The sequence below is a fragment of the Hymenobacter yonginensis genome (genome assembly GCF_027625995.1).
GTDB classification, from domain to species: domain Bacteria; phylum Bacteroidota; class Bacteroidia; order Cytophagales; family Hymenobacteraceae; genus Hymenobacter; species Hymenobacter yonginensis.
Genome location: NZ_CP115396.1, coordinates 3849718 through 3871852, shown reverse-complemented (window position 1 = coordinate 3871852; position 22135 = coordinate 3849718). Strand labels below are relative to the sequence as shown.

The following is a 22135-nucleotide window of genomic DNA, read 5'->3' as shown; positions in this document are numbered from 1 at the left end:
AGGAGCCTGAGCGAAACCGTTGTTGGCTTCGCTCAGGCTCCTTGCTTTGTTGGGGCGGCACGTCTACTGCACCACCCGCGTCCGGACGGAGTAGCGCACGGTGTCGAAGAATACCAGCTTCTGCACGCCGCGCACCTCGTATTCGGTTAGCTGGCCGTTGCGTACAGCTAAGAGTAACTTCTTTTCGCTGTAAAAAAGCGGGTTGTCCTGCTGAACGGTGGCCGTGAGCTGCTGAGTGGCGCCGCTTTCCTGCGCCGCTTCCACGGTCAGGCGCTTCACCGGGGCGTCGTTGCCGGGCTGCAGGGCATAGGTTTCGCGCACGACACCGTCCTGCAGCTTGGGCGCGGCATCGGCCGCATACAGCCCTCGCAAAGCCGGCTTGTTGATGTCGGCCTGGTAGAAGATTTGCAGCTCTTTGGCCCAGTCGGTTTTCGTGACGCGGGTGGTTTCCTGGCGGCCGTCGCGCAGTTGCACCTGCTTCTCCACGGCGGGCTGCAGCTGGTTGAGGCGGGTTACCTGCGCATCCAAGTATCCCTTCACGTCGAAGTAGCCGGGCTTGCGGTTGGCCGGGTTGGTGCGCATGGTCACCTCGTCGTCAGTTGTTCCGCAGGCTGCCAGCAGGCTTAGCAGCACCAGTGCCCCGAGCCGCTTAGGCACGGGCCGGAGCGTTAGCAAGCAGCAGGCTCTGGCCGGTCATTACGGCGGGCTGTGGCACGCCCATCAGGGCCAGCACCGTGGGCGCAATGTCGCCGAGCTTGCCATCGGCGAGGGCGCCGTGGTAGTCGGTGTCGGCCAGAATGCAGGGCACCAGGTTGGTGGTGTGGGCCGTGTTGGGCGAGCCGTCGGGGTTCATCATGAACTCGGCGTTGCCGTGGTCGGCAATGACGATGCAGGCGTAGCCGGCGGCCAGGGCCGTTTCCACCACGTCGCGGGTGCAGGCGTCCACGGCTTCGGCGGCCTTCACGGCAGCCTCAAACACGCCGGTGTGGCCCACCATGTCGGTGTTGGCGAAGTTGAGCACCACGAAGTCGGCCGACTTGGCTTGCAGCTCGGGCACCAGCGCGTCGCGCAGCTCGTAGGCGCTCATCTCGGGCTGCAGGTCGTAGGTGGCTACCTTGGGCGAGTTGCGCATGATGCGGTTTTCGCCGGCAAACTCCACCTCGCGCCCCCCGGAGAAAAAGAACGTCACGTGCGGATACTTCTCGGTTTCGGCAATCCGGATCTGCGTTTTGTGGTTTGCGGCCAGCACCTCACCCAGCGTATTTTCGAGGTTATCCTTCTCGAAAATAGGCGTGACGCCCACAAACGTGGCGTCGTAGTTGGTCATGGTGAGGTAATGCAGGTTCAGCCGGTGCATCTCAAAGGCGTGGAAGTCCTGCTGCGTCAGGGCCTGCGTGATTTCGCGGCCCCGGTCGGTGCGGAAGTTGAAGCAGATCACCACGTCGCCTTCCTGAATGGTGGCCAGCGGCAGGCCGTCGGCGCCGGTTTTCACAATCGGCTTCAGGAACTCGTCGGTCACGCCTTCCTTATAGGAGTCGAGCATGCTCTGGATCAGGTTCTGCGAGGCCGTGCCTTTGCCGTTCACCAGCAGGTCGTAGGCTACTTTCACCCGTTCCCAGCGGTTGTCGCGGTCCATGGCGTAGTAGCGCCCCACGATGGAGGCAATCTTGCCGCTGGCCCCGCGCTGCAGGTGCTGCTCGAGGTCATTGACGTAGCTCACGCCACCCTTGGGGTCGGTGTCGCGGCCGTCGGTGAAGGCATGGATGAACACGTTGTGCACGTCGGCGTCGTGGGCAAGGGTGCACAGGGCTTTGAGGTGGTCGAGGTGCGAATGCACGCCGCCATCGGAGAGCAGCCCCATCAGGTGCACGGGCTTGCCGTTAAGGCGGGCATACTCGAAGGCTTTTTCCAGCGCCGGCACGAGGCCCAGCTTCCGCTCCCGGATGGCTTTGTTGATGCGCACCAGATCCTGGTACACCACGCGGCCGGCCCCGATGTTCATGTGGCCTACTTCCGAGTTGCCCATCTGTCCGTCCGGCAAACCTACGGCCTCGCCGGAAGCCTGCAGCTTGCTGTGCGGAAACCGCTCGAACAACGAATCCACAAAGGGCGTCTGGGCCTTGTCGATGGCCGAAACCTCCTTATTCTGCGCCAGACCCCAGCCGTCCAGAATTACCAACAATACCTGTTTGTTCATGCCGGCAAAGATACGCGCCGCGCGCCGTACCAGCCGCATTTTCTTATCTTGCTCAGCAGGTGCAGCTACAACCCGCCGGGTGGTTGGCGCGTAGCGGAGGCTTGGCATCATTTTAGCGTATTGCATGACGAATTCTCTACCAACCCCATGAAACGCACCTTCTTCCACGCCTTCCTGTTCGTATGGCTGCTCCTGAGTTCGGGAGCGGTGCTGGCGCAGGCCGAAACCTTCGGGGCCGTGCGCAATGCGTTGCGCAGTGCTTCCTCGCGCGAGTTGTCGCAGTATTTCGGCACCACGGTCAACATCAGCTTCGATGGCGACCGGCAGAGCTACAGCGCCACCCAGGCCGAGTTCGTCCTGAAAGACTTCTTCGCCAAAACCGCCCCCGCCACCTTCGATATCGTGCACCAGGGCGCCAGCCAGGGGGGCATTCCCTACGCCATTGGCAAGTACAACGGCAAATCGGGCCCTTATCGGGTGTTCATCAAGATGAAAAACGTGAACGGTGCCCTGCGCATCGACAACATGGATTTCACGAAAGAGTAGCGGAGCAATGGAGTAGCTGAGTAAGCTGTTCCTGCTCGCCGCCGCTGTTTTTCTTTCAGGCCCCCAGTGCATCCGTGCGCTGGGGGCCTGTTGCGTAATAGGCGCTGGCGGCCTGCAATGGGCGCGTTTCCGAGGACCGGTGCTCTGCGCCCGTCTGCCCACCTGTCACCTACTCAGCTCCTCCCGTACTCAGTTACTCATAGGTGCGCCGTTTTCACTATTTTTGCCCCGTGCAAAACACCCCCTACCTCACCCCGGAAGCAATTTCAGAGTTCATTCGTACGGCGCTCCGCGAAGACGTCGGCGACGGTGACCATTCTTCGCTGGCGGCCATTCCGGCCGACGCCCGCAACCGGGCGCGGTTGCTGGTGAAGGACGAGGGCATACTGGCCGGCGTGGAGCTGGCCCGCCACATCTTCCGGGCCGTGGACGCCGACCTGCAGGTGGAAACCCTGCTCGCCGACGGCGACTCCATCAAGCACGGCGACGTGGTACTGACGGTAGAGGGCTGCGCCCAGAGCATCCTGACGGCGGAGCGGCTGGTGCTCAACTGCATGCAGCGCATGAGCGGCATTGCCACCCACACCACCCACCTGCGCCACCTGCTAGCCGGCACTAAGGCCCGCCTGCTCGATACGCGCAAAACCACGCCCAATTTCCGCCTCTGCGAGAAGTGGGCGGTGCTCATCGGGGGCGGCGTCAACCACCGCTACGGCCTGTTCGACATGATTATCCTCAAGGACAACCACGTGGACTACGCCGGGGGCATTACGGAAGCCATTGCGGCCACCAAGGCCTACCTGGCCCGCACCGGTCGCCAGCTGCCCATTGAGGTGGAAACCCGCAACCTGACCGAAGTGCAACAGGCCCTCGACGCCGGCGGCATCGACCGTATCATGCTCGACAACATGCCGCCAACCCAGCTGCGCGAAGCCGTGGAGCTGATTGCCGGCCGCGTAGAAACCGAAGCCAGCGGCGGCATCACCGAGCACACCATTGCCGCCGTCGGGGCCACCGGCGTCGACTACATTTCCGTGGGCGCCCTCACGCACTCCACCAAAAGCCTCGACCTCAGCCTGAAAGCGTTTTAAATGGTTGGATGGCTGAATGGTTACCTGGTTACCCGTTTCAGCAGTTGATTGAACAGCCAGCCATTTAACCATTCAGCCATTTAGCAATTTACCCTCCATGCAACTCCCCAACCAACGCGGTGCCAGCTACCGCCAGCAACAGCAGCAGCCGGCTGGCTCGCCCCTGGCTATCCGTACGAAAAAGCACCAGCTCGACTCCAACCTCTACACCCGCGTGGCCATGGGCTACGTGTGGCGCAAGGAATGGTGGTTTGTCCTGATTCCGTTTGTGGTGGGCGTGCTGCCGGCCGCTATCTGGCCTTCGTGGTGGTGGCTGGCCAGCGGGCTGGTGCTGGCCCTGCTCTACGTGCTGCTGCGCTCCTCGCAGATTACAGCCGTGACGCAGGTAGAGCAGACCAAGCCCCTTTTCGAGCGCATGAGCTACGTGATAGACCAGCGCCAGATCGGGCTGATGCAGAACGAGAAGGAAGGAAAAGGTATGGGCGTCAACTGGGACATGATCGGGCGCGTAGAGCGGGAAGGCGAAGGCTACCTGCTCTGGTTCCGCAACCAGGACGTGCCGGCCGAGATTACCGGCTGGCGCGCCTGGGTGGCCCGCACCTTCGAAACGCCCATGTTCCTGCACGTTCCGTTTAAGATCTTCAACACGGCCACCGACCAGAAATTGTTCGAGTCGATGCTGCGCCGCAAGAACCTGCTGCCGGCTGCCGCGCCTGAGGCTAAGTAGCCTGCCGCGCTTTTTACCTGTTATTTCAACTCTCTTTTTCTTCTCATGACCAAGCAACTTCTGCTTTCCGCGCTGGCTGTAGCCGCTCTGTCCCTGTCTGCGTGCAGCAGCGAGCCTTCCGACTGGCGCCCCGACAAGAAAGTATCGGTAGATATGGTGGAGCCCGGTACCCGCTCTTCCGACAACTTTGACCAGGCCACGGCGGGCGGTGCCCACCACGAGGGTGCTGCCGCGCACCACGAAGGAGCCGGTGCCATGCACGGTGCCAAAGGCGTAGAGCACGGTGCAGAAGGCACGCAGCACGAAGCTGGCGTAGCCACGCCGCCTAGCTCCAACGTGAACCTGGACCGCCGCGCCAAGCCGACGGCTGATGGTGCTACCTCGGCCAACGCCAAGGAAACGCTGCTCAACAAGAGCGACGAAACCGCGGCTGAAAAAGCAACTACAGCCGACCCGGCCGCCAAAGCTGAAAAGCCCGAATAGCCCGTGCGTATCGTTTCTCTGAAAGTAGCGGCGGCTGCCGCCCTGCTGCTGGGTAGCCTAACCGGCTGCGACAGCAAGCCCGCCACGGAAGCCGGCGCCGCCGCTCCGGAAGCCAGCGTTGCCGCCCCAACCGACAGCTTGGCTGCCCCAGCGGCGGCCGCGGCCTACATCTGCCCCATGAAGTGCGAAGGCAGCGCCAGCGACAAGCCCGGCAAATGCCCGGTGTGCGAAATGGCGCTGGAGCCTGTTGAAGCCAGCAAGCCTGCCGGCTAGAAACTACCGCGAAGTGCAGTTCCACGTTCGGTGAAACCCGCCTATGGGGCAGGTCCGCCGGACGTGGAACTGCTGTTGTTGCGGATATTTTGTAACATTGTTGCATGATATCCGCCACGGCTGCTCCGGGCCCCGAACATTGCGCCTTGCCTCGCGCAAGCAACCTGTGGTTTTCTGATATGACGCCTTTACCCGCCCCGGCGGAGCCGGAATGGTTTAGCACCTGGTTCGACTCGCCTTACTACCACCTGCTCTACCACGACCGGAACCAGGCCGAAGCCCAGGCTTTCCTGGATACGCTGCTGACGCGCCTGCACCCCAAGCCGCAGGCGCGCCTGCTGGACTTTGCCTGCGGCAAGGGCCGGCATTCCATTTACCTGAGCGAGCGGGGCTACGACGTAACCGGCATCGACCTGTCGGCGGAGAGCATTGCGGCGGCGCGGCGCCACGCCCACCAGCACCTGCACTTTGCGGTGCACGACATGCGGGAGCCGCTGCCGTTCGGGCCTTTCGATTTCATTTTCAACCTGTTCACCAGCTTCGGCTACTTTCAGCACGAGAGCGAAAACGTGCTGGCGCTGCGCAACGCCACGGCGGCCCTGCGGCCGGGCGGCAAGCTGGTCATCGACTTCCTGAACACCGAACGCACGGTGCGCGAGCTGGTAGCGCACGAACAAAAAACGGTGAACGGCATTACGTTCCAGCTGCGCCGCCACCTCGACCGGGACTTCATCGTGAAGGAAATCGACTTCCGGACCGCCGACAGCCAGGAAATGCATTTCGAGGAGCGGGTGCGGGCCCTGAGCCGGGAACGGTTTGAGGAGTATTTCCTGCTGGCCGGGCTGCGGCTGGTAGACGTGCTCGGCGACTACCAGCTGCGCCCCTACGACGAGGCTAGCAGCCCGCGCATGATTTTCATTCTTAAAAAGTGACGAGGGATGAGGTGAATAGTGAAGAGGGGACAGGCAACAGGCAACAGGTACTATGCGGAAGCTACGCAGCCTGTCACCATTCACCTCATCACTGTTCACCTCATCACCGTTCACTTCATCACTTCATCACCGGTTTATGTGGTTTGCTGTTTTGCTGTTGTTTCTTACCGTGCTGGGGGCCGGCTGGTCTACCCGGCTGGTACCAACCGCCAGCACCGTCTGGATGAAGCCGCTGCTGGCCTTTAGCGGCGCGTATCTGTTTACGCTCACCATCACGCACCTGCTGCCCGAAGCGCTGCTGCTGGTGCCCGGCAACATGCACCGCATCGGCTACTTTGTGCTGGCGGGCTTTTTCGGGCAGCTGATTCTGGAGGTCTTCTCGCAGGGCGTGGAGCACGGGCACGTGCACCATCATTCCGAGCACGTGGGACACGTACCGTTCCTGCTGCTGTTTTCGCTGGTGATTCACTCATTTCTGGAGGGCAGCATCCTGGTGAAGGCCCCCGCCGCCGGCGCCGTGAGCGACAATTTCTACGCCATCCTGACGGGCGTGGCGCTCCACCACATTCCGGCTGCCTTCGCCCTGATGGCCGCGCTGCGGCTGCGGCTGGGCAGTTTCCGGAAGGCGCTGCCGCTGCTGGTGCTGTTTGCGCTGGCGGCCCCAATCGGTATCATCGTCAGCAACTACGTGGTGCTCGACCAGCTCCTGACCGGTGGCCTCTACGCGGCGCTGCTGGGCTTTGTGGCCGGCAACTTCCTGCACGTTTCCACCACTATCCTCTTCGAAACCAGCCCCGAGCACAAACTCAACATGCCCAAGCTGGCCGCCACCCTGGCCGGCACCCTGCTGGCCCTAGGCGTGGAAGCACTTTAGGGCTTAGGATATATGAAAGAGGCCCCGCCGTAACCCGGCGGGGCCTCTTTCATATATCCTAAGCCCTAAGCCCTAAGCCCTAAGCCCTAAGCCCTAAAAAGTCCCCAGCCGTCGTCGTAATGGTCAGTGGGGTCGAAGGTGGCGACCCAGTCGCGGAATAGGAGGCGAAACTCGTCTAGCTCGCGGCGTAGCGTCTGGATATAGTCGGGGTGGGTGAGGCGTAGTTCCCGGCACAGCGACGTCTGGGTGAGCAGGCTTTCGGCCGCCACTTTGATGAGCATGGCCAGTTCCATGCTCCGGCCATAGTCGGTGGTAGCACGGGCGGCAGCCAGCTTGGCGGCCAACTGAAAGCCGTTGCTGAGCATCAGCTCCCCAATGCCGCGCACGTCTTCGGGGCGCAGCTCGGGTTCTTCGGACTGGTTTTCGGGCGGCAGCAGGGCCGCATCATCGGGGTGCGGAGTGGTGGCGGGAGCCAGGCTCTGCACCAGCGCTTGTGTTAGCAAGCCAATCTCGCGGGCTTTCTGGCGCAGCGGGGCCGCGTGCAGCTCCCGCAAGCCCTGGTCGAAACCCTCGTCGTCGTGGTCGTCGTCATCCTCCCACATACCCTAGAGCCAGTCGTCGGCTTCGAGTTGGGGGCCAGAGCTGCGCAGCAGAAATTCCAGCTGCCGGGCGCGGGCCTGCTGCCGCACCAGCTCGGCCTGCAAGCTTAGGAGCCGCTGCCGCATGGCCAGCACCACCTCAATGCCCGCGTGGCTCAGCTCCAGCTCGTGCTGCAGGCGCGAGAGGCGCGCTACGTGTTCGGGCTCGTCGTGGATGGTGCCGGGCCGGGGGCCGGCCGCCAGCAGGCCCAGCTCCACAAAGTCGCGCAGGTCCGTTTCGGTCAGCGCGTACTGGCTGGCGCAGTCGTGGTACGTGATGGTGATGCGGTGCGTTTCCATGCGCGAGGGAGGCTATGTGGTTGGCTGGTAAAACGATAACGTGAGCGAAGTCGCTAGGGCCGCAGTGCGGCCAGCTGCTGCAACAGGTCTTTTTCCTGCTCAGAAAGCCGCTGGGGCAGCTGCACCGTGAGGCGCAGGTACAGGTCGCCGTGCTGGCCGGCCTGCTTGTGCACTGGGAAGCCCTTGCCGCGCAGGCGTAGGCGGGTGCCGTTCTGGGTTTCGGGCTTGATGTTGATTTTGAGCGGGCCCGAGAGGGTTTCTACTATCTGCTCGCCGCCCAGCAGGGCCCGGTACAGCGGCACCTGCACTTCCTGGGTGAGGTCGTTGCCGGTGCGGGCGAAGCGGGCATCGGGCCGCACGCGCAGCGTGATGTAGAGCGAGCCGGCCGGCCCGCCGTTGCGGCCGGGGCCGCCCTGGTCGCGCAGCCGGATCACCTGCCCATCCTCAACGCCGGGCTGAATGGTGAGGCGCAGGCTTTTGCCGTTGACAGTGAGCGTGCGCGGCCCGCCTTCGTAGGCGTCCTGCAGGCTCAGCTCCAGCTCGGCCTGGTAGTCCTGGCCGGCCGCGGCGCGTGTGCTGCGTCCGCCGCCGCCGCCCATATTTCCGAAAATAGAGCCGAAGAAGTCCGAGAAGTCGGCGCCGTCGCCGAAGTCGTTGCCGCCGAAGCCGCCCTGCTGCTGGTACTGGCTCCAGTCGAAGCCGCCGCCCCGGGCACTGCCGCCCCCGGCGCCGGCCTGCTGATAGCGCTGCCAGTCGCTGCCGAGCTGGTCGTATTTCTGCCGCTTTTCCGGATCGGAGAGAACCTCGTTGGCCTCGTTTACCTCCTTGAATTTCTGCTCCGCGTCCGGGTTGTTGGGGTTCACATCGGGGTGATGCTGGCGGGCCAGCTTGCGGTATGCTTTCTTTATCTGGTCGGTGGTAGCGGTTTTCTCTACGCCCAGAATCTTGTAGTAGTCTTTGTAGTCCACAGGACAGAATGACGGAAAAGCGTGGCAGGTGAGAACGACGGATCTGGAGCGGCGCGACCCGGAAATGCAGGCGTTTAGGCCTGTCCGGTGCGGCTGCCGCTCCGGTTTTACAAACGGCAGGAAGCTGACCGGGGTTGCTGAAACGGAAATGGCCCTTCTTTTGTAGATTACCAAACTGTTGCTTCCCCACCCATTTTTTCCCCTCTTCACATTCTCCGCTATGAAACGGATTCTTTCTCTTGCCTTGCTGCTGGCTACGGGCAGCTTCGTGGCCCAGGCACAAACTAAACTCCCGCCCCGCAAACCAGTGCAGCCACGTGGCCGCATGGTGATGAAAGACGGCGCCACCCGCGACGGGGCGGTAATGAAGGACGGCAAGGTGATTCTCACCCAGCAGGGCCTCACCAACCCGGTTCTGCAGGAAACCGCCCTCATCAACGGCACCAAAATCAAGCCCGACGGCACCCTAACCATGCCCGATGGCACCACCGCCCAAATGAAGGAAGGCGACTACATGTCGCTGACCGGCCGCCTCACCACCATGGCCATGAAAGCCGAGCAGGACAGCCTGATGAAAGCCGCCATGGCAGACCCGAAAGCCAAGGGCAAAACCAAAATGAAGAAGAAAGGCAAATAGCCGGTCCCTGCAGGGCAGGCCGCCGCTGACCAGCGGGTCCTGCCGGGCAGCACAAAAAACACCGCGGCGCCCCTGCCGTTGCCGAATCTCCCGCTTTGGGTGGGGTTCGGCAATGGCAGGGGCGCCGCGGTGGCGTTTGGGGTGGCTAGCGCTGGGTGTAGTCCTGCAGGATTTCGCGCACCTCGACTTCGTTGGTGGCTTCCACTACTTCGTCGATGACAAACTGCACCTCGGCTTCCGACCAATGCTGGGCCTCGGCTGCTTTGATGAAGGCCGCCAGCGCCTCGAACCGGGAGGTGGTGGCAGGCGGCAGAGTCCAGGTTACTTTCTTCTTGATGCGCATGGAAAAGGGAAAATGGTGGAGTGATGCTCCCGGTCGAACGCCGCAGGCGTGGGACTGGGAGAAGCTTAGCGCTTCCGGACCACTTTGAGCTTCACGGGGGCCACGCCGGCGTCGAGGATGTCGATTTTACGGGCGGCCTTCTTGGACAGGTCGATGATGCGGCCTTTGGCGTGCGGGCCCCGGTCGGTGACGGTGACCTTGACGGACTTTTTGCTGCGCGGGTTCGTGACTTTCACCACCGTACCGAAGGGTAGCGTGTTGTGGGCCGCCGTGAGCCGGCCGCCGCGGTATACCGTGCCGCTGGCCGTTTTGCGGCCCTCAAACTTATCGGCGTAGTAAGAGGCCTGGCCGGTTTGGGTGAAGGTGGAGCCGCCGCCGGCGCAGCCGCCCAGGGCGGCCAGTAGGAGCAGCAGCAGCCCGGTAGCCAGCCGCGGACCGGGGCCGGGCCGCAGTCCGAAAGGAAGAAAAGCAGGTCGGGTCATACGCACAAAGGTAAGGCGGGCCCGGGCGCGGGGCCTTTAGCGTGGCGCCGGCCCGGTTTTGGGAGGAATACGCAGGGCCAGCAGCGTCTGGAAGCTGCCCTGAAACACGTTGAAATCGACGGTGCCGCGGATGCCGGGAATGTAAGCTTCGTCGGAATGCTGCCAGATAATCCACTTCTCACGCGGCAGCCGGGGCTCCGGCACCTCATAGTGCGCCAGCCAGAGCGGGTATTTATCGAAATGGCCCGCTAAATGGCGCTTGTAGAAGCTGTAGTTGGAGTACAGGATGGGCCGCACGCCGTAGTGGCGCTCCACCAGCCGCAGCCACACGCCCACGTTGCGGCGCATGGCGGCCACATCGTGAAACTCGGCGTGCTCCACGTCCAGCACCGGCGGCAGGTCGCCGGGGGCCAGGGGCACGGTCCGGGTAAACAGGTTGGCCTGCCGGGCGCCGTCGTAGTTGGGCTGGAAGTAGTGGTAGGCGCCGCGGTACACGCCGGCTTTGCGGGCGGCCTCCCAGTTGCGCCGGAAGCGCTGGTCGCGCAGCGTCACGCCCTCGGTGGCCTTGATGAAGGCAAACTGCACGTCGTGGCTGGCCACCTCGGCCCAGTTGATGCGCCCCTGGTAGGCCGATACGTCGATGCCGTGCACGGAGTAACCGTCGAGCAGGGGCGTTTTTTCGTGACCCGTGAGGTGGCGGCTGATGAGCGAGGCCCAGGCTAGGCGCGCATGGCGGTTGATCTGGCGGCGGTGGGTGAGGTAGAACCCCAGCGTGCCCAGCAGCACCACTCCCACAACCCAGCGCAGCCAGGGCGGCAGGCTCGGGCGGCGGCGCGGCGGAGTGGAGGCAGGGCGTTTCATCAGCAGGGTCATGGCAAAAGTAACGCCGTAAGCTAAGCAACTAGTGCCCATGCGGGCAAAAGCCAGCGTGCCGGTTTTTTGCGAACTTGCCGCCGCGCACCTTACCTGCCCTTTGCCTTATGCCCTCTGCCCCCCAAGATGCCCGCGACGAAAACGGCCACCTCATCCGTGAGCTGCACGGCGTCACGCTGGCTTCCATCATCGACTACCTGCAGGCCCGCTACGGCTGGCCCGGCCTCGATGAGCGGCTGCGCATGAACTGCTTTGCCGTGAACCCCAGTGCCAAGTCGGCGCTGGCGTTTCTGCGCCGCACGCCCTGGGCCCGCGCCAAAGTGGAAGAGCTCTACATCCGCACCCGCAGCGCCGAAGTGCTTGGTAAATAGTGATGAGGTAATGAGGTGATGAGGTAAGAACGTCATGCAGAGCGGAGCGAAGCATCTCGCTTGCTGACGACTGAATTACTTTGGCAACATCAGCACGCGAGATTCCTCGCAGGCTCGGAATGACTTTCTTACCTCACCACCTCACCACCTCACCACCTCACCACCTCACCACCTCATCACCTCATCACTCCATCACTCCATCACTCCATCACTCCATCACCTCACCACCAAAATTCACCCAAAAAGAAAATGGCTGACGTAACGCAGAAAACGAGTGGGTGGGCGCAGGTGGCGGGGGCGGCGGGCTTTGTGGTGTTTGAGGTGGTGGCCTACTACCTGCTGCGCTGGGTGACGTCGCCGCTGGGCCGGCCCGACCAGTTCCAGCCCGAAAACACCATCGTGCCCAACTGGGTGAAGGCCGTGCTGTTTCTGCTGCTGCATTTGGTGCTGGTGGTGGTGGCCGTGCTGGTGCTCAGCAACCAGTTGCCGCGCCGCTACCGCGGGCTGGTGATGGGCTGGTTCTACCTGTCGTTGCTGATGGGCTTCGTGCTGGTGTTTGTGCTGATGAGCTGAGGCCGCCGGCCCGCCCGCCCGGCCCCGGGGGGCAATAAAAAAGCCACTGCGGGCGCAGTGGCTGGTGAAACATGGCGCCGGTCGGTCCCGGCGATATAAGAAGGCAGGCGCGGCTTAGCGCTGCTTAATGGTGATTTCGCGGGGGCGGTCGGCCGGATTCTGGTACGGAATCCGTATGTGGAGCTCTCCTTCTTCATGCACGGCATCAATCCGGGTCAGGTCGAGGTTGGCAGGCAGGTCGAGCACGCGCGTGAAGAGCGGCGCGGCCAGCTGGTCCTCGGGCTGATGGCGGTATTCGCCCAGCACCGTCAGGCGGTTGTTGTTGAGCAGCACATGAATATTTTCGGGGCTCACCGACGGGGCCGCTACGCGTACCAGTACGCCTTGCTCCCGCTTGTCCACGCGCAGCTGAACCTGCGCGATGCCCCCACCCAGCGTGTTGAGCAGATCAAGTTGCGGGGCCAAGTTACGAATGAATTCTCGGCTAATCAGATTCATGGTTGGGTTCCTATTGGTAGGTTCGACAAGGCTATTGCAAACCGTGTACCAACAGTAAACAACCCGCCCATAGGGCTGTATTCGGCCAAAATGACCGGTTTTTGCGGGTTTTAAAGGCGGTTTCGGTCGATTTGTCGCGTATTGCCGCCGAGTATAAGCCGCAGAACGCCATTTCATCGCCTCTTTGCCGCGTGGTATCCATAGGCCAGAGCGGGAAGTGCCCAGATTAGCTGTAGCAAGCCGCAACTCCTGCGTATACCAAGCTACCATGAGCAAACACGCCACCCCTGACCTGACCAAGCTGCCCAGCCGAGCGCCTGCCGAGTTTCACAAAGAGCACACGCTACGGGAGCTAAAGCGCATCCGGCAGGAGTTGATTGAACTGCAGTACCGGCTCTACGCCGAAAACCGCCACAGCGTGCTCGTGATTCTACAGGGCATGGATGCCAGCGGCAAAGACGGCCTGATCCGGCGGGTGTTCAGCGGCCTCAATCCGCAGGGCGTGCAGGTGCATTCCTTCAAAGAACCGACTGCCGAAGAGCTGGCGCACGACTTCCTGTGGCGGGTGCACCAGCAGGCGCCGGCTCGCGGCATGCTGCAGGTGTTCAACCGCTCCCACTACGAGGACGTGCTCATCACGCGGGTGCAGGGCCTGATACCGGCCGAGGAAGCCAAGCGCCGGTTTGTGGCCATCAACAACTTCGAGAAGCTGCTGCAGCAGGCGGGCACCACGGTGCTCAAGTTCTACCTCCACGTCTCGGAAGCCGAGCAGCGGGAGCGGCTGCTGGAGCGCACCCTCGACCCCGACAAACAGTGGAAATACGAGGCCGGCGACGAAGAAAAGGCGCGCCAGTGGCCCCAGTACCGCGCCGTGTACGAAGACGTGTTCCGGCACTGCAGCCCAGCCAGCTGCCCCTGGCACCTCGTGCCCGCCGACCAGAACTGGTACAAAGCCTACGTGGTGGCTCGCACTCTGCGCGATGCCCTGCTCCGCCTCGACCCGCAGCTGCCCGCGCCCAAGGCCACCCGCAAGCCGGCTAGCTGATAGGCGTAATCTGGCCCGGCGCCTGCGGCGCCTCCGAGGGCTCTACGGCCCGCTCAAACCGCATGCGACCTTCTGTGTCGGGGTCGGTCAATGTAAAGCCGTTGCGGAGCAGCACGCGCTGCGACACCTCGTTGCCGGGCAGCGTGTGCGCTATCAGGCGGCGCACCATGCCCGTGTGCGAGGCCTGCTGCACCAGCCCGCCCACCAGTTCGGTGGCCAGACCCTGCCCGCGCCAGTCGGCCGCAATGGAGTAGCCGATTTCGGCCGTGCCGTTGGCATCGGGCGGGCCCCAGAAGCCGCCGGCGCCTACCAGCGTGGCGGGCTGCTGCTCGGTGGCCCGCAGGATGGCGTACCAGCCATACCAGCCGGCCGCGGCCCGGCCGCCCGCTGTCAGCTGCGCCAGAAAATAGCGGCTGGCTTCGGCGTCGTACTCTCCGGGAGGCCAGTCGGCGGGCAGGGCCGCACCCAGCAGCACCGGGAAGTATTGGGGCTTGTGGAGCTCAGCCGTAAGCAGGGCACGGCTGGCAGCCAGAATGGTCAGGCGGGAAGTGCGGGTAATGAGGGGAATCATGGCGAAATATACGGGGCTGCCACACGGCAGCCAAAGCCGGCCATGAGGTGGCCGGGAAAGAAGACTATATGTAAAACACTCTATCTACCTTTGCGGTCCGTCGCCTTCATCCCGCTTATGCTTGCTGACACCCCCGACTTTCTGGCTCTCGCGTACCGCCCCGACCTACAGGTGCTGGTAGCGCGCTGGATGCGGGTGATTTCGCTGGCCGAAATGCAGCAGGGCTACGAGCTGCTGCTGCAGGCCGCGGCCCAGCACGGCTGCCGCCAGTGGCTGATAGATGCCCGCCGCCGCAACAACACCGACCGCGAAGGGGCCGTTTGGATGGTGCAGGATTTTCTGCCGCGCCTGCAGGGGCAGCTGGGCGGCCGCACGGCGCTGGCATATCTGCTGCCCCCGGTGCACCTGCGCGACCCCCAGGCCGACGCCGCTTTCCCGCCCGCCAGCTTCTTCGACGGCAAACCCTTTGTGGCCGACCGCTTCATCGATGAGCGCACGGCCCTGGACTGGCTGCAGCAGATGCAGCTGGCATCGGTGGTGCCGTAAAGCGTAGGCAGGCGGCTATAGCTGCCGGAAAGGCAGGTCCATCACAATGGCTTCCAGGGCCAGCGGCACAGTATCCGCAATGTGGTAGATGCCCTCCTCGCAGGCGCCGTAAAACGCGCCGTGGGTATCTACCAGCAAGCACAGCGGATCGGTGTAGGCCTGGCCTACCAACCCCAGTTTGCGGCCGGGTACGCGCGGCTCATACTCCGTGCGCAGGCGGTGCATGTCCAGCAAGGCCGCCGCCTGCTGGATTTCGAAGTGCATGCGGGTAGTACTTTGGTCTTGGCGGGTGAAGTAGCAGTGCAGGCCCCCAAACTCGCGCAGAAACGCGGCGGCGGCCGGAAGCCAGGTCAGTTGCCGACGTAGCGTGTCCTGCTGGTAGCCGGCCGTGGATACGGTTCGGCCTTCAAACCAGCCTGCCTCCGCCAGGGAGTGCTGCACATCGTCGGGGAAAGCGGGCATAAGGGTAGGGCAGGCGTAGGGCATGCAAGATACACACGGCGCCGGGCCCGCAAAAGAGCCGCCGAATTAGGCCACCGGCGGCGAAAAGTGCAGGTCTACGCAGTTGAGCACGTCCTGTACCGTGTGCAGCTCTTCCAGCTCCGCATCCGCAATTTCGATATGGAAGCGGCTTTCCAGATTTAGGGTAAGTTCCACCACGTCAACCGAGTCGAAGCCCAGGTCGTGGACCAGGCGGGTGGAAGGAGTGAGGGGGCGGGCCGGGTTACGGCGCTGGCGGTGAAGCATGCGCTCCACCTGGTATTGCGTGAGCTGTTGCATAAGGGAGTAGAAAGTTGCGGTGCGGAAAAACGGGGTTAGTTGGCGCTGGAAAGCAGTAAGGTGGTATCGTCGGGGGGCGTGGCGGGCAGCGGCGCCAGCTGGCCAATAGCCGCGCCGACGCTCAGGTAGTCGCCGGCGGCCACGCTGCGGCGCACCATCACGCCGTCGTGCGGGGCCGTCACGAACTGGAAGCTGAGCTGTGCGGGCAGGGCCGCCAGCTGCCGCTCGGTGGCGGCCACGCGGGCGGTGGTGGCCGTTAGCTCGGCGGCCGGCGCGGCGGGCCGGGCGGCCAGAGAAGCCAGTTGCTGCTGCTGCTGGGTGAGCTGCTGCTGCAGGCGGTGGTGGTCGGCCGAAACGAGCTTCTGCGCTACTTTCAACAGCAGCTGGCCTTTGCGCACGTGCTGCCCTTCAGTGAAATACACTTCCCAGACCCGCCCGGCCACGGTAGCGGGCACGGCCGTGCCGGCCGCCAGGGGCGGAGTGGCCGGCTGCGGCTCGCGCAGGTAAGCTGTAAGGGTCGACGAATCGGGGGTGGGGGCCTCGGGCAGGTGGCTGGGCCAAAGGGCCAGCCCGCCCAGTGCGCCGAGCAGAATGACGGGCGTCATTCTAACAAACTTGTTCATATAGGTGTGGAGTCGGCAGGCCCGAAAACGGGTGGTTGCGCAACCTGGAAAAGCGTGGGGCAAAAAAGTTGGTAACTGATCCGGTTACAGATCAAAACCTGAAAAAAGGAGGCTAGGCGGTGCCCGGGCACCCGCAGTCGGCGGGGAGGCGGGTAGCCAGTTCCTGCATCAGCTGCGCCACCGATACGGCCGCCAACGCCTGGCGCATGGCCTGCTCGGCGCTGCCTAGCAGGTCTTCGAGCGTGTGCTGCATCACCCGGCCCAGGTTGCAGTGGGCGTTGGGCTTGGTGCTGCTCACGGCAAACAGGTCGGGCTCCGGCTCCTGCATGGCTTCGTACACGTCCAGCAGCGAAATGCTTTCGGGCGAACGGGCCAGCAGGGCGCCGCCGCCGGCTCCCAGCTGGGTGCGCACCAGGCCGGCGTTGCGGAGCGTGCTCATCAGGCGGCGCACCACCACCGGGTGGGTGCCCGCGCTGCCCGCCAGCACCTCCGACGATACCGGCTGCCCCGAGCTATGCGCCAGGAAAGCCAGAATGTGCGTTGCGACGGCGAAGCGGGTGTTCATGAAAATAAGTGTAACTGATTCGGTTGCAAATGTACGAAGAAAAATGGTTGTGGACAATCGTTCCGGCAAAATCCGGCAGCGGGGCGGGGCCGCCCGGTTGGTGGCGGCCCCGCCCCGCTGCTGTCTGGCAGACGAATGAAAGCCGGATTTACCTTATCAATGGCAAAAGAAAATTTCAGGTTGATTCCTGATAGCCAGTGTATTTAGCAGGACTTAGGCCTGCCTGGCCGGGGCTAGCCCTTCCAGACGCCGAACTTGCCGGCCTGATAATCCTGGTAGGCCTGGCGGATTTCGACTTCGGAGTTCATCACGAAGGGTCCGTAGGCCACGATGGGTTCCTGGAAGGGTTTGGCGTGGCCTAGCAGTAGCACGCAGTCGTCGGTGAGGGCCTCGGCCCGGAACTCGTCGCCGTCGTAGTTGAACTCCACCAGCTGCCGCGCCGCGGCTTCCTGCCCGTTGATGCGCAGGCGGCCCCGGATAACGTAGCAGAAGATGGTGCGCTCGGCCGGAATGGTGAGGGCCAGCTGCCCGCCCTGTTGGAAGTTGATGGTGGCCAGCTGCATATCCGTGAGGGGCTGCAGGGCGCCCTCGGCGCCGGCCCAGTTGCCCGACACGGCGTGCACCTGTACGCGGCCCTCGTCCAGCGCCACCGTCGGGATTTCCGGTTCCTGCAAGCCCACGTAGTGCGGCGCGGTCATTTTGTGCTGGGCCGGCAGGTTCACCCAGAGCTGCAGAATCTCCAGCGGGCCGCCGGTCTGCTTGAACTCGTCGGACGATATTTCCGAGTGAATCAGGCCGCTGCCGGCCCGCATCCACTGAATGCCGCCCGGCCCGATAACGCTCTGGTGCCCGCCGCTGTCCTGGTGCATGATGTCACCGTCCAGAATAAAGGTCACCGTTTCGAAGCCGCGGTGGGGGTGGGGGCCGAAGGGCAGGCCGCGGTTGCGGGCCGGGTAGGTCTGGGGGCCGTGGTGGTTGAGAAACAGAAACGGGTCGAGGTGCTCGACGGCCTCCGTGGGCAGGGCCCGGTAGGTAACCAGGTCGGCAATGGGGGCGCTAACGGCGCGGTGCTGCTGCTTGATGGTGCGCATCATAGGGGAAGGGAACAGGTGGCGGAAGCCAGGTGCCTAGCACTACCCGGAAACGGGCGCACTTGTTTCCGGCGGCCCAGCCGCGGCGCAACCTATCGGCCCCGGAAAGGGTTTACTGGCTTCGTACCGACCAACACTCCTCATCATGTCTGATCTGTTTTCGCCGTTTGCGCTGCGTGGTATCACGCTCCGCAACCGGATAGTTATTTCGCCCATGTGCATGTACAGCGCCCAGGATGGCTTCGCCAACGACTGGCACTTGGTGCACCTGGGCAGCCGGGCCGTGGGTGGGGCCAGCCTCATCATTCAGGAAGCCACGGCCGTGTCGCCGGAAGGCCGCATCACGCCCGGCGACCTGGGCATCTGGAAAGACGAGCACGTGCCGTTTCTGCGCCGCATCACCGACTTCATCAAGGCCCAGGGAAGCGTGGCCGGCATTCAGCTGGCCCACGCCGGCCGCAAAGCCAGCCACCGCAGCCCCTGGGAAGGCGCCGACGCCATCCTGCCCACCGAGCCCCACGGCTGGCAGACGGTAGCGCCCAGCGCCGAGCCCTTCACCCCCGACGAGCCCACGCCCCACGCCCTGAGTGTGGCCGAAATCGGGCAGGTGGTGGCCGACTTCCGTGCGGCCACGCTGCGCTCTTTAGAGGCGGGCTATGAGGTGATTGAGTTGCATGCCGCCCACGGCTACCTGCTGCACGAGTTCTTCTCGCCTTTGAGCAACCACCGCCAGGACGAATACGGCGGCTCCTTCGAAAACCGCATCCGGCTGCTGCTGGAAGTGGTGGAAGCCACCCGCGCCGTGCTGCCCGAGCACCTGCCGCTGCTGGTGCGCGTGTCGGCCACCGACTGGACCGAGGGCGGCTGGACGGCCGCCGATACCGTGCAACTGGCCGGCATTCTGAAAGACAAGGGTGTGGATCTGCTGGACTGCTCCACCGGCGGCAACGTGGCCAAGGCTGATATTCCGGTGGGCCCCGGGTACCAGGTGGAATTTGCCGAGCAGGTGCGCCGCGAAACCGGCCTGCCCACCGGCGCCGTCGGCCTCATCACCGACGCGCAGCAGGCCGAGGCCATCATTGCCAGCGGCCAGGCCGACCTGGTGCTGCTGGCCCGGGAGTCGTTGCGCGACGCCTACTTCCCGCTGCACGCGGCCCACGAATTGGGCACTGATATTGCCTGGCCCAACCAGTATATGCGGGCCAAGCCGCGGCTGTAGGCGGAGGCCGCAGCGGGCCAGCCCGTACATGATTTCTGTACTGTACCTTTGTTTGATGCAAGACTTCTCGACGCCTGCTTTTCCCATTCTCTACCGCCCTGACCTGGATATTCTGGTGGGCCGGTGGCTGGTGGAAATCAGTCTGGCCGAGGAGGTGAAGCAGAACTACGTGCAGCTGTTTCAGGCCGCCGCCGCCGCCAACTGCCGGTTCTGGCTGCTCGATGCCCGGCGGCGGTTCCGCACGACGCATGAAATCACCAACTGGGTGAACCAGAACGCGCCCCGGCAGGCGCTGGAGAAGCTGGGTCGCGAAATCCGGGTAGCCTTCCTGCTGGCCCCGCACCAACTGCTGGCCTCCACCGATTCGCCCCCGTTTCCGGAGCTGCGGCACCCCGGCACCGGCCACGCCATGTCTGCCCAGTTCACCGACGAGGGCCAGGCCATTGCCTGGCTGCAGGCCGAGCAAAGCAAAGTGTAGCAACAAGACAGTTTTCTGGTTAAGCAGCACAAGCGCGACTGACTGCCCGCTCCGGGTTTTCGGTCGCGCTTGTGCCTTTTAACAGGGTGATTGGCAGCGGCCCGCAACCTTTCCCGCCGCGCCGCGACCTTAGGCGAAGCCTACTCTGATTTCGCTGCATGCAACATCTTTCTGTTCCTACCCGGGCCGGCGCGGCGGCCCTGCTGCTGGCCCTGGCCGGCTGTGCCACCACCCAGCCCGCCGCTACCAGCACCACGGCCACGCCTCCGGCCACGGCTGTTGCCTCCACCACCGGCGGCCGTAGTATCAACCCCCAGGATGTGGACCGCTCGGTGTCGCCGTGCGAGGACTTCTTTCGGTTTTCGGGCGGCAACTGGCTGAAAAACAATCCGATTCCAGCCTATGCCAGCAGCTGGGCCCCGCGCAACGAACTCAACGACCGAACCCAGGCCACCCTGCGCCGCATCCTGGAAGATGCCGCTGCCGACCGCGCCGCCACCCCCGGCTCGAACCGCCAGAAAGTGGGCGACTACTACGCCGCCGGCATGGACTCGGTGGGCCTCGAAAAAGCCGGCCTGACGTACCTCAAGCCCGAGCTGGCCCGCATTGCCGCCGTGAAAGACCGGCCCGGCATGCTCACCGAAATTGCCCGCCAGCAGACGCTGGGCACCGGCGCGTTCTTCCGGGCCGGCGTTTCGCCCGACCGCAAAAACAGCTCGGTGTACGCCGTAAACATGAGCCAGGGCGGCCTGGGAATGCCCGACCGGGACTACTACCTTAAGGACGACGCCCGCTCCAAAACTGTGCGCACGGCCTACATTACCTGCCTCACCAACACCTTCAAGCTGCTCGGCGACGCGGAAGCTACGGCTGCGGCCAAAGCCGCCACGGTGCTGCGCGTGGAAACCCGCCTGGCCCGCGCCAGCAAAGACCGGGTTTCGCTGCGCGACCCGTATGCCAGCTACAACAAGATGACGGTGGCCGAGGCCGACAAGCAATTCCCGAACCTGCAGCCCTCGGCTTTGCTGAAGCGCAACGGCCTGGGCGCGGCCCAGGAGGTGATTGTGGGCCAGCCCGATTTCTTCAAGGAAGTCAGCGCAGTGCTGAAAGAGGAGCCGCTGGCCGACCTGAAAACCTACCTGAACTGGCAGCTGGTTTCGTCGGTTCCTTCGGCGCTGCCCAAGGCGTTCAGCGACGAGGCCTTCCGGTTTGCGCAGGTGCAGAGCGGGGCCAAGCAGCAGCCCACCCGCTGGAAGCGCATGCTGGCCGCCACCGACGGCACGCTGGGCGAGGCCTTCGGGCAGCTCTATGTGGATCAGGCGTTTTCGCCCGCCGCCAAGCAGAAGGCGCTGGATATGCTGGCCAACATCCGCGAGTCGATGGCCGAGCACATCCAGACCAACACCTGGATGAGCGCCGCAACCAAACAGGAAGCCCTCAAGAAGCTCAGCGCCCTGCGCGTGAAAATCGGCTACCCCGACAAGTGGAAGGACTATTCGGCGCTGAATATTTCGCGCGAGTCGTACCTGAAAAACGTGCTGGCGGCGCGCCAGTGGGGCTATCAGCAGAACGTGAAGAAGTTCGGCGGGCCGATTGACCGCACCGAGTGGAGCATGACGCCGCCCACCATCAACGCCTACTACAGCCCGCCGATGAACGAAATCGTGTTTCCGGCTGGCTACCTGCAGCCCCCGTTCTTCGACCCTGAAGCCGACGACGCGGTGAACTACGGCGCCATCGGCGGCGTGATGGGCCACGAAATGACCCACGGCTTCGACGACTCGGGCCGGCAGTACGACTCGGAAGGCAACCTGCGTGACTGGTGGACGCCGGCTGACGCGGCCGAATTCACGAAGCGCGCCGCCGTGGTGGGCCGGCAGTACGACGCCTTCTCGCCCCTCGACTCGGTGCACGTGAACGGCAAGCTGACCATGGGCGAAAACTTGGCTGACTTTGCCGGCCTCACCATCGTGTACGCCGCCCTCCAGAAGCAGCTCGACAAGCAGTACGGCAAAGGCAACCGCCCGCTGATTGATGGCTTCACGCCCGAGCAGCGCTTTTTCCTGAGCTGGGCCCAGCTGCGCCGCCAGAACATCCGCCCCGAAGCCCTGCGCCAGCAAATCCTCACCGACCCCCACTCGCCCGGCCAGTACCGCACCATCGGCCCCCTCATGAACATGCCCGAGTTCTACCAGGCCTTCGGCTGCCAGCCCGGCCAGAAAATGGTCCGCCCCGATGCTGAACGGGCGGTGATTTGGTAGCCGGAAGCTAAAAACTAGTTCCCCTCCTTGGAAAGGAGGGGCTAGGGGTGGTTGATACCCGTTGAACATCATCTAGAGCTAGTTCTAAAACCCGTTCTACCGGCCATCAACCACCCCTAGCCCCTCCTTTCCAAGGAGGGGAACTAGCCT

Annotated in this window: 30 protein-coding genes; 15 read left to right on the top strand and 15 right to left on the bottom strand. The window is 63.8% G+C overall.

Features of this window, described 5'->3' with window-relative positions; all coding sequences use genetic code 11:
• Positions 1-63: 63 nt before the first annotated feature.
• Both O9Z63_RS16740 and gpmI read right to left on the bottom strand, forming a co-directional pair.
• The gene (locus O9Z63_RS16740) at positions 64-657 is read right to left on the bottom strand and encodes a hypothetical protein (RefSeq protein WP_270126492.1); all 594 of its coding nucleotides are present in this window, start codon (positions 655-657) and stop codon (positions 64-66) included.
• Positions 650-2197, bottom strand: coding sequence for a 2,3-bisphosphoglycerate-independent phosphoglycerate mutase (gpmI, locus tag O9Z63_RS16735; RefSeq protein WP_270126491.1), 1548 nt, complete (start codon positions 2195-2197; stop codon positions 650-652). Before gpmI ends, O9Z63_RS16740 begins: the two co-directional genes overlap by 8 nt.
• Positions 2198-2344: 147 nt before the next feature.
• Here gpmI and O9Z63_RS16730 point away from each other — a divergent pair, with 147 nt between their 5' ends.
• The 7 genes from O9Z63_RS16730 (at position 2345) to O9Z63_RS16700 (ending at position 7123) form a co-directional block, all read left to right on the top strand.
• Positions 2345-2743 (top strand): DUF4783 domain-containing protein, encoded by a 399-nt coding sequence (locus O9Z63_RS16730; protein WP_270126490.1) that lies wholly within the window; start codon positions 2345-2347, stop codon positions 2741-2743.
• A 230-nt stretch (positions 2744-2973) separates the two neighbouring features.
• Positions 2974-3834, top strand: a complete 861-nt coding sequence (gene nadC / locus O9Z63_RS16725; protein WP_270126488.1) for a carboxylating nicotinate-nucleotide diphosphorylase — start codon at positions 2974-2976, stop codon at positions 3832-3834.
• Between the two features lie 97 nt (positions 3835-3931).
• Entirely contained in the window at positions 3932-4561 is a 630-nt protein-coding gene (locus O9Z63_RS16720) for a hypothetical protein (RefSeq protein WP_270126487.1), read from the top strand.
• Between the two features lie 45 nt (positions 4562-4606).
• Entirely contained in the window at positions 4607-5044 is a 438-nt protein-coding gene (locus O9Z63_RS16715) for a hypothetical protein (protein WP_044015313.1), read from the top strand.
• A gap of 3 nt (positions 5045-5047) precedes the next feature.
• A complete protein-coding gene (locus O9Z63_RS16710) occupies positions 5048-5317 on the top strand; it encodes a heavy metal-binding domain-containing protein (protein ID WP_270126486.1) in 270 nt (89 codons plus the stop codon).
• Between the two features lie 179 nt (positions 5318-5496).
• Positions 5497-6249 carry a class I SAM-dependent methyltransferase gene (locus O9Z63_RS16705; protein ID WP_270126485.1) on the top strand — a complete coding sequence of 251 codons (753 nt, stop codon included), beginning with the start codon at positions 5497-5499 and terminating at the stop codon, positions 6247-6249.
• Positions 6250-6385: 136 nt separating this feature from the next.
• Positions 6386-7123, top strand: a complete 738-nt coding sequence (locus O9Z63_RS16700) for a ZIP family metal transporter (RefSeq protein WP_270126484.1) — start codon at positions 6386-6388, stop codon at positions 7121-7123.
• An 86-nt stretch (positions 7124-7209) separates the two neighbouring features.
• Here the strand turns inward: O9Z63_RS16700 and O9Z63_RS16695 are convergent, their stop codons facing one another.
• Genes O9Z63_RS16695 through O9Z63_RS16685 form a run of 3 tightly spaced genes read right to left on the bottom strand, consistent with a single transcriptional unit; the run spans position 7210 to position 9029 of the window.
• The gene (locus O9Z63_RS16695; protein ID WP_270126483.1) at positions 7210-7725 is read right to left on the bottom strand and encodes a hypothetical protein; all 516 of its coding nucleotides are present in this window, start codon (positions 7723-7725) and stop codon (positions 7210-7212) included.
• A gap of 3 nt (positions 7726-7728) precedes the next feature.
• Positions 7729-8061, bottom strand: a complete 333-nt coding sequence (locus O9Z63_RS16690) for a hypothetical protein (RefSeq protein WP_044015322.1) — start codon at positions 8059-8061, stop codon at positions 7729-7731.
• 53 nt (positions 8062-8114) lie between these two features.
• The gene (locus O9Z63_RS16685) at positions 8115-9029 is read right to left on the bottom strand and encodes a J domain-containing protein (protein WP_270126481.1); all 915 of its coding nucleotides are present in this window, start codon (positions 9027-9029) and stop codon (positions 8115-8117) included.
• 220 nt (positions 9030-9249) lie between these two features.
• Here O9Z63_RS16685 and O9Z63_RS16680 point away from each other — a divergent pair, with 220 nt between their 5' ends.
• Entirely contained in the window at positions 9250-9666 is a 417-nt protein-coding gene (locus O9Z63_RS16680) for a DUF6799 domain-containing protein (RefSeq protein ID WP_270126480.1), read from the top strand.
• 145 nt (positions 9667-9811) lie between these two features.
• Here O9Z63_RS16680 and O9Z63_RS16675 read toward each other — a convergent pair whose 3' ends face one another.
• The 3 genes from O9Z63_RS16675 to O9Z63_RS16665 all read right to left on the bottom strand — a co-directional run bounded on the left by O9Z63_RS16675 (position 9812) and on the right by O9Z63_RS16665 (position 11364).
• On the bottom strand, positions 9812-10009 hold the full coding sequence (locus O9Z63_RS16675; RefSeq protein WP_270126479.1) for a hypothetical protein: 198 nt from the start codon (positions 10007-10009) through the stop codon (positions 9812-9814).
• Positions 10010-10074: 65 nt separating this feature from the next.
• On the bottom strand, positions 10075-10491 hold the full coding sequence (locus O9Z63_RS16670) for a septal ring lytic transglycosylase RlpA family protein (protein WP_270126478.1): 417 nt from the start codon (positions 10489-10491) through the stop codon (positions 10075-10077).
• Positions 10492-10527: 36 nt separating this feature from the next.
• Complete coding sequence (locus tag O9Z63_RS16665) at positions 10528-11364, bottom strand: glycoside hydrolase family 25 protein (RefSeq protein ID WP_270126477.1); 837 nt, start codon at positions 11362-11364, stop codon at positions 10528-10530.
• A gap of 107 nt (positions 11365-11471) precedes the next feature.
• On the opposite strand from O9Z63_RS16665, the gene O9Z63_RS16660 reads away from it, so the two are divergent.
• Both O9Z63_RS16660 and O9Z63_RS16655 read left to right on the top strand, forming a co-directional pair.
• The gene (locus tag O9Z63_RS16660; RefSeq protein ID WP_270126476.1) at positions 11472-11735 is read left to right on the top strand and encodes a VF530 family protein; all 264 of its coding nucleotides are present in this window, start codon (positions 11472-11474) and stop codon (positions 11733-11735) included.
• Between the two features lie 249 nt (positions 11736-11984).
• The gene (locus O9Z63_RS16655) at positions 11985-12308 is read left to right on the top strand and encodes a hypothetical protein (RefSeq protein WP_270126475.1); all 324 of its coding nucleotides are present in this window, start codon (positions 11985-11987) and stop codon (positions 12306-12308) included.
• Between the two features lie 114 nt (positions 12309-12422).
• Here the strand turns inward: O9Z63_RS16655 and O9Z63_RS16650 are convergent, their stop codons facing one another.
• Positions 12423-12773, bottom strand: a complete 351-nt coding sequence (locus O9Z63_RS16650; RefSeq protein ID WP_270126473.1) for an Hsp20/alpha crystallin family protein — start codon at positions 12771-12773, stop codon at positions 12423-12425.
• A gap of 301 nt (positions 12774-13074) precedes the next feature.
• Here O9Z63_RS16650 and O9Z63_RS16645 point away from each other — a divergent pair, with 301 nt between their 5' ends.
• A complete protein-coding gene (locus O9Z63_RS16645; protein ID WP_270126472.1) occupies positions 13075-13851 on the top strand; it encodes a PPK2 family polyphosphate kinase in 777 nt (258 codons plus the stop codon).
• Here O9Z63_RS16645 and O9Z63_RS16640 read toward each other — a convergent pair.
• Positions 13844-14422 (bottom strand): GNAT family N-acetyltransferase, encoded by a 579-nt coding sequence (locus tag O9Z63_RS16640; RefSeq protein WP_270126471.1) that lies wholly within the window; start codon positions 14420-14422, stop codon positions 13844-13846. The two genes, O9Z63_RS16645 and O9Z63_RS16640, sit on opposite strands and share 8 nt — an antisense overlap.
• Before the next feature lie 117 nt (positions 14423-14539).
• Between O9Z63_RS16640 and O9Z63_RS16635 the strand changes: the two genes are divergently transcribed.
• Entirely contained in the window at positions 14540-14968 is a 429-nt protein-coding gene (locus O9Z63_RS16635) for a hypothetical protein (RefSeq protein WP_270126469.1), read from the top strand.
• 15 nt (positions 14969-14983) lie between these two features.
• Here O9Z63_RS16635 and O9Z63_RS16630 read toward each other — a convergent pair whose 3' ends face one another.
• The 5 genes from O9Z63_RS16630 to O9Z63_RS16610 all read right to left on the bottom strand — a co-directional run bounded on the left by O9Z63_RS16630 (position 14984) and on the right by O9Z63_RS16610 (position 18027).
• Complete coding sequence (locus O9Z63_RS16630) at positions 14984-15430, bottom strand: SUKH-3 domain-containing protein (protein WP_270126468.1); 447 nt, start codon at positions 15428-15430, stop codon at positions 14984-14986.
• 66 nt (positions 15431-15496) lie between these two features.
• Positions 15497-15748 (bottom strand): acyl carrier protein, encoded by a 252-nt coding sequence (locus tag O9Z63_RS16625; RefSeq protein ID WP_270126466.1) that lies wholly within the window; start codon positions 15746-15748, stop codon positions 15497-15499.
• A gap of 35 nt (positions 15749-15783) precedes the next feature.
• Positions 15784-16353, bottom strand: coding sequence for an efflux RND transporter periplasmic adaptor subunit (locus O9Z63_RS16620; protein ID WP_270126465.1), 570 nt, complete (start codon positions 16351-16353; stop codon positions 15784-15786).
• A 130-nt stretch (positions 16354-16483) separates the two neighbouring features.
• Complete coding sequence (locus tag O9Z63_RS16615; RefSeq protein ID WP_270126463.1) at positions 16484-16936, bottom strand: Rrf2 family transcriptional regulator; 453 nt, start codon at positions 16934-16936, stop codon at positions 16484-16486.
• Between the two features lie 233 nt (positions 16937-17169).
• Entirely contained in the window at positions 17170-18027 is an 858-nt protein-coding gene (locus tag O9Z63_RS16610; RefSeq protein ID WP_270129280.1) for a pirin family protein, read from the bottom strand.
• A 145-nt stretch (positions 18028-18172) separates the two neighbouring features.
• On the opposite strand from O9Z63_RS16610, the gene O9Z63_RS16605 reads away from it, so the two are divergent.
• The 3 genes from O9Z63_RS16605 (at position 18173) to O9Z63_RS16595 (ending at position 21985) form a co-directional block, all read left to right on the top strand.
• The gene (locus O9Z63_RS16605) at positions 18173-19246 is read left to right on the top strand and encodes an NADH:flavin oxidoreductase/NADH oxidase (RefSeq protein WP_270126461.1); all 1074 of its coding nucleotides are present in this window, start codon (positions 18173-18175) and stop codon (positions 19244-19246) included.
• A 55-nt stretch (positions 19247-19301) separates the two neighbouring features.
• Entirely contained in the window at positions 19302-19724 is a 423-nt protein-coding gene (locus O9Z63_RS16600) for a hypothetical protein (protein WP_270126460.1), read from the top strand.
• Between the two features lie 158 nt (positions 19725-19882).
• Complete coding sequence (locus O9Z63_RS16595) at positions 19883-21985, top strand: M13 family metallopeptidase (protein WP_270126459.1); 2103 nt, start codon at positions 19883-19885, stop codon at positions 21983-21985.
• The last annotated feature ends 150 nt before the right edge of the window (positions 21986-22135 follow it).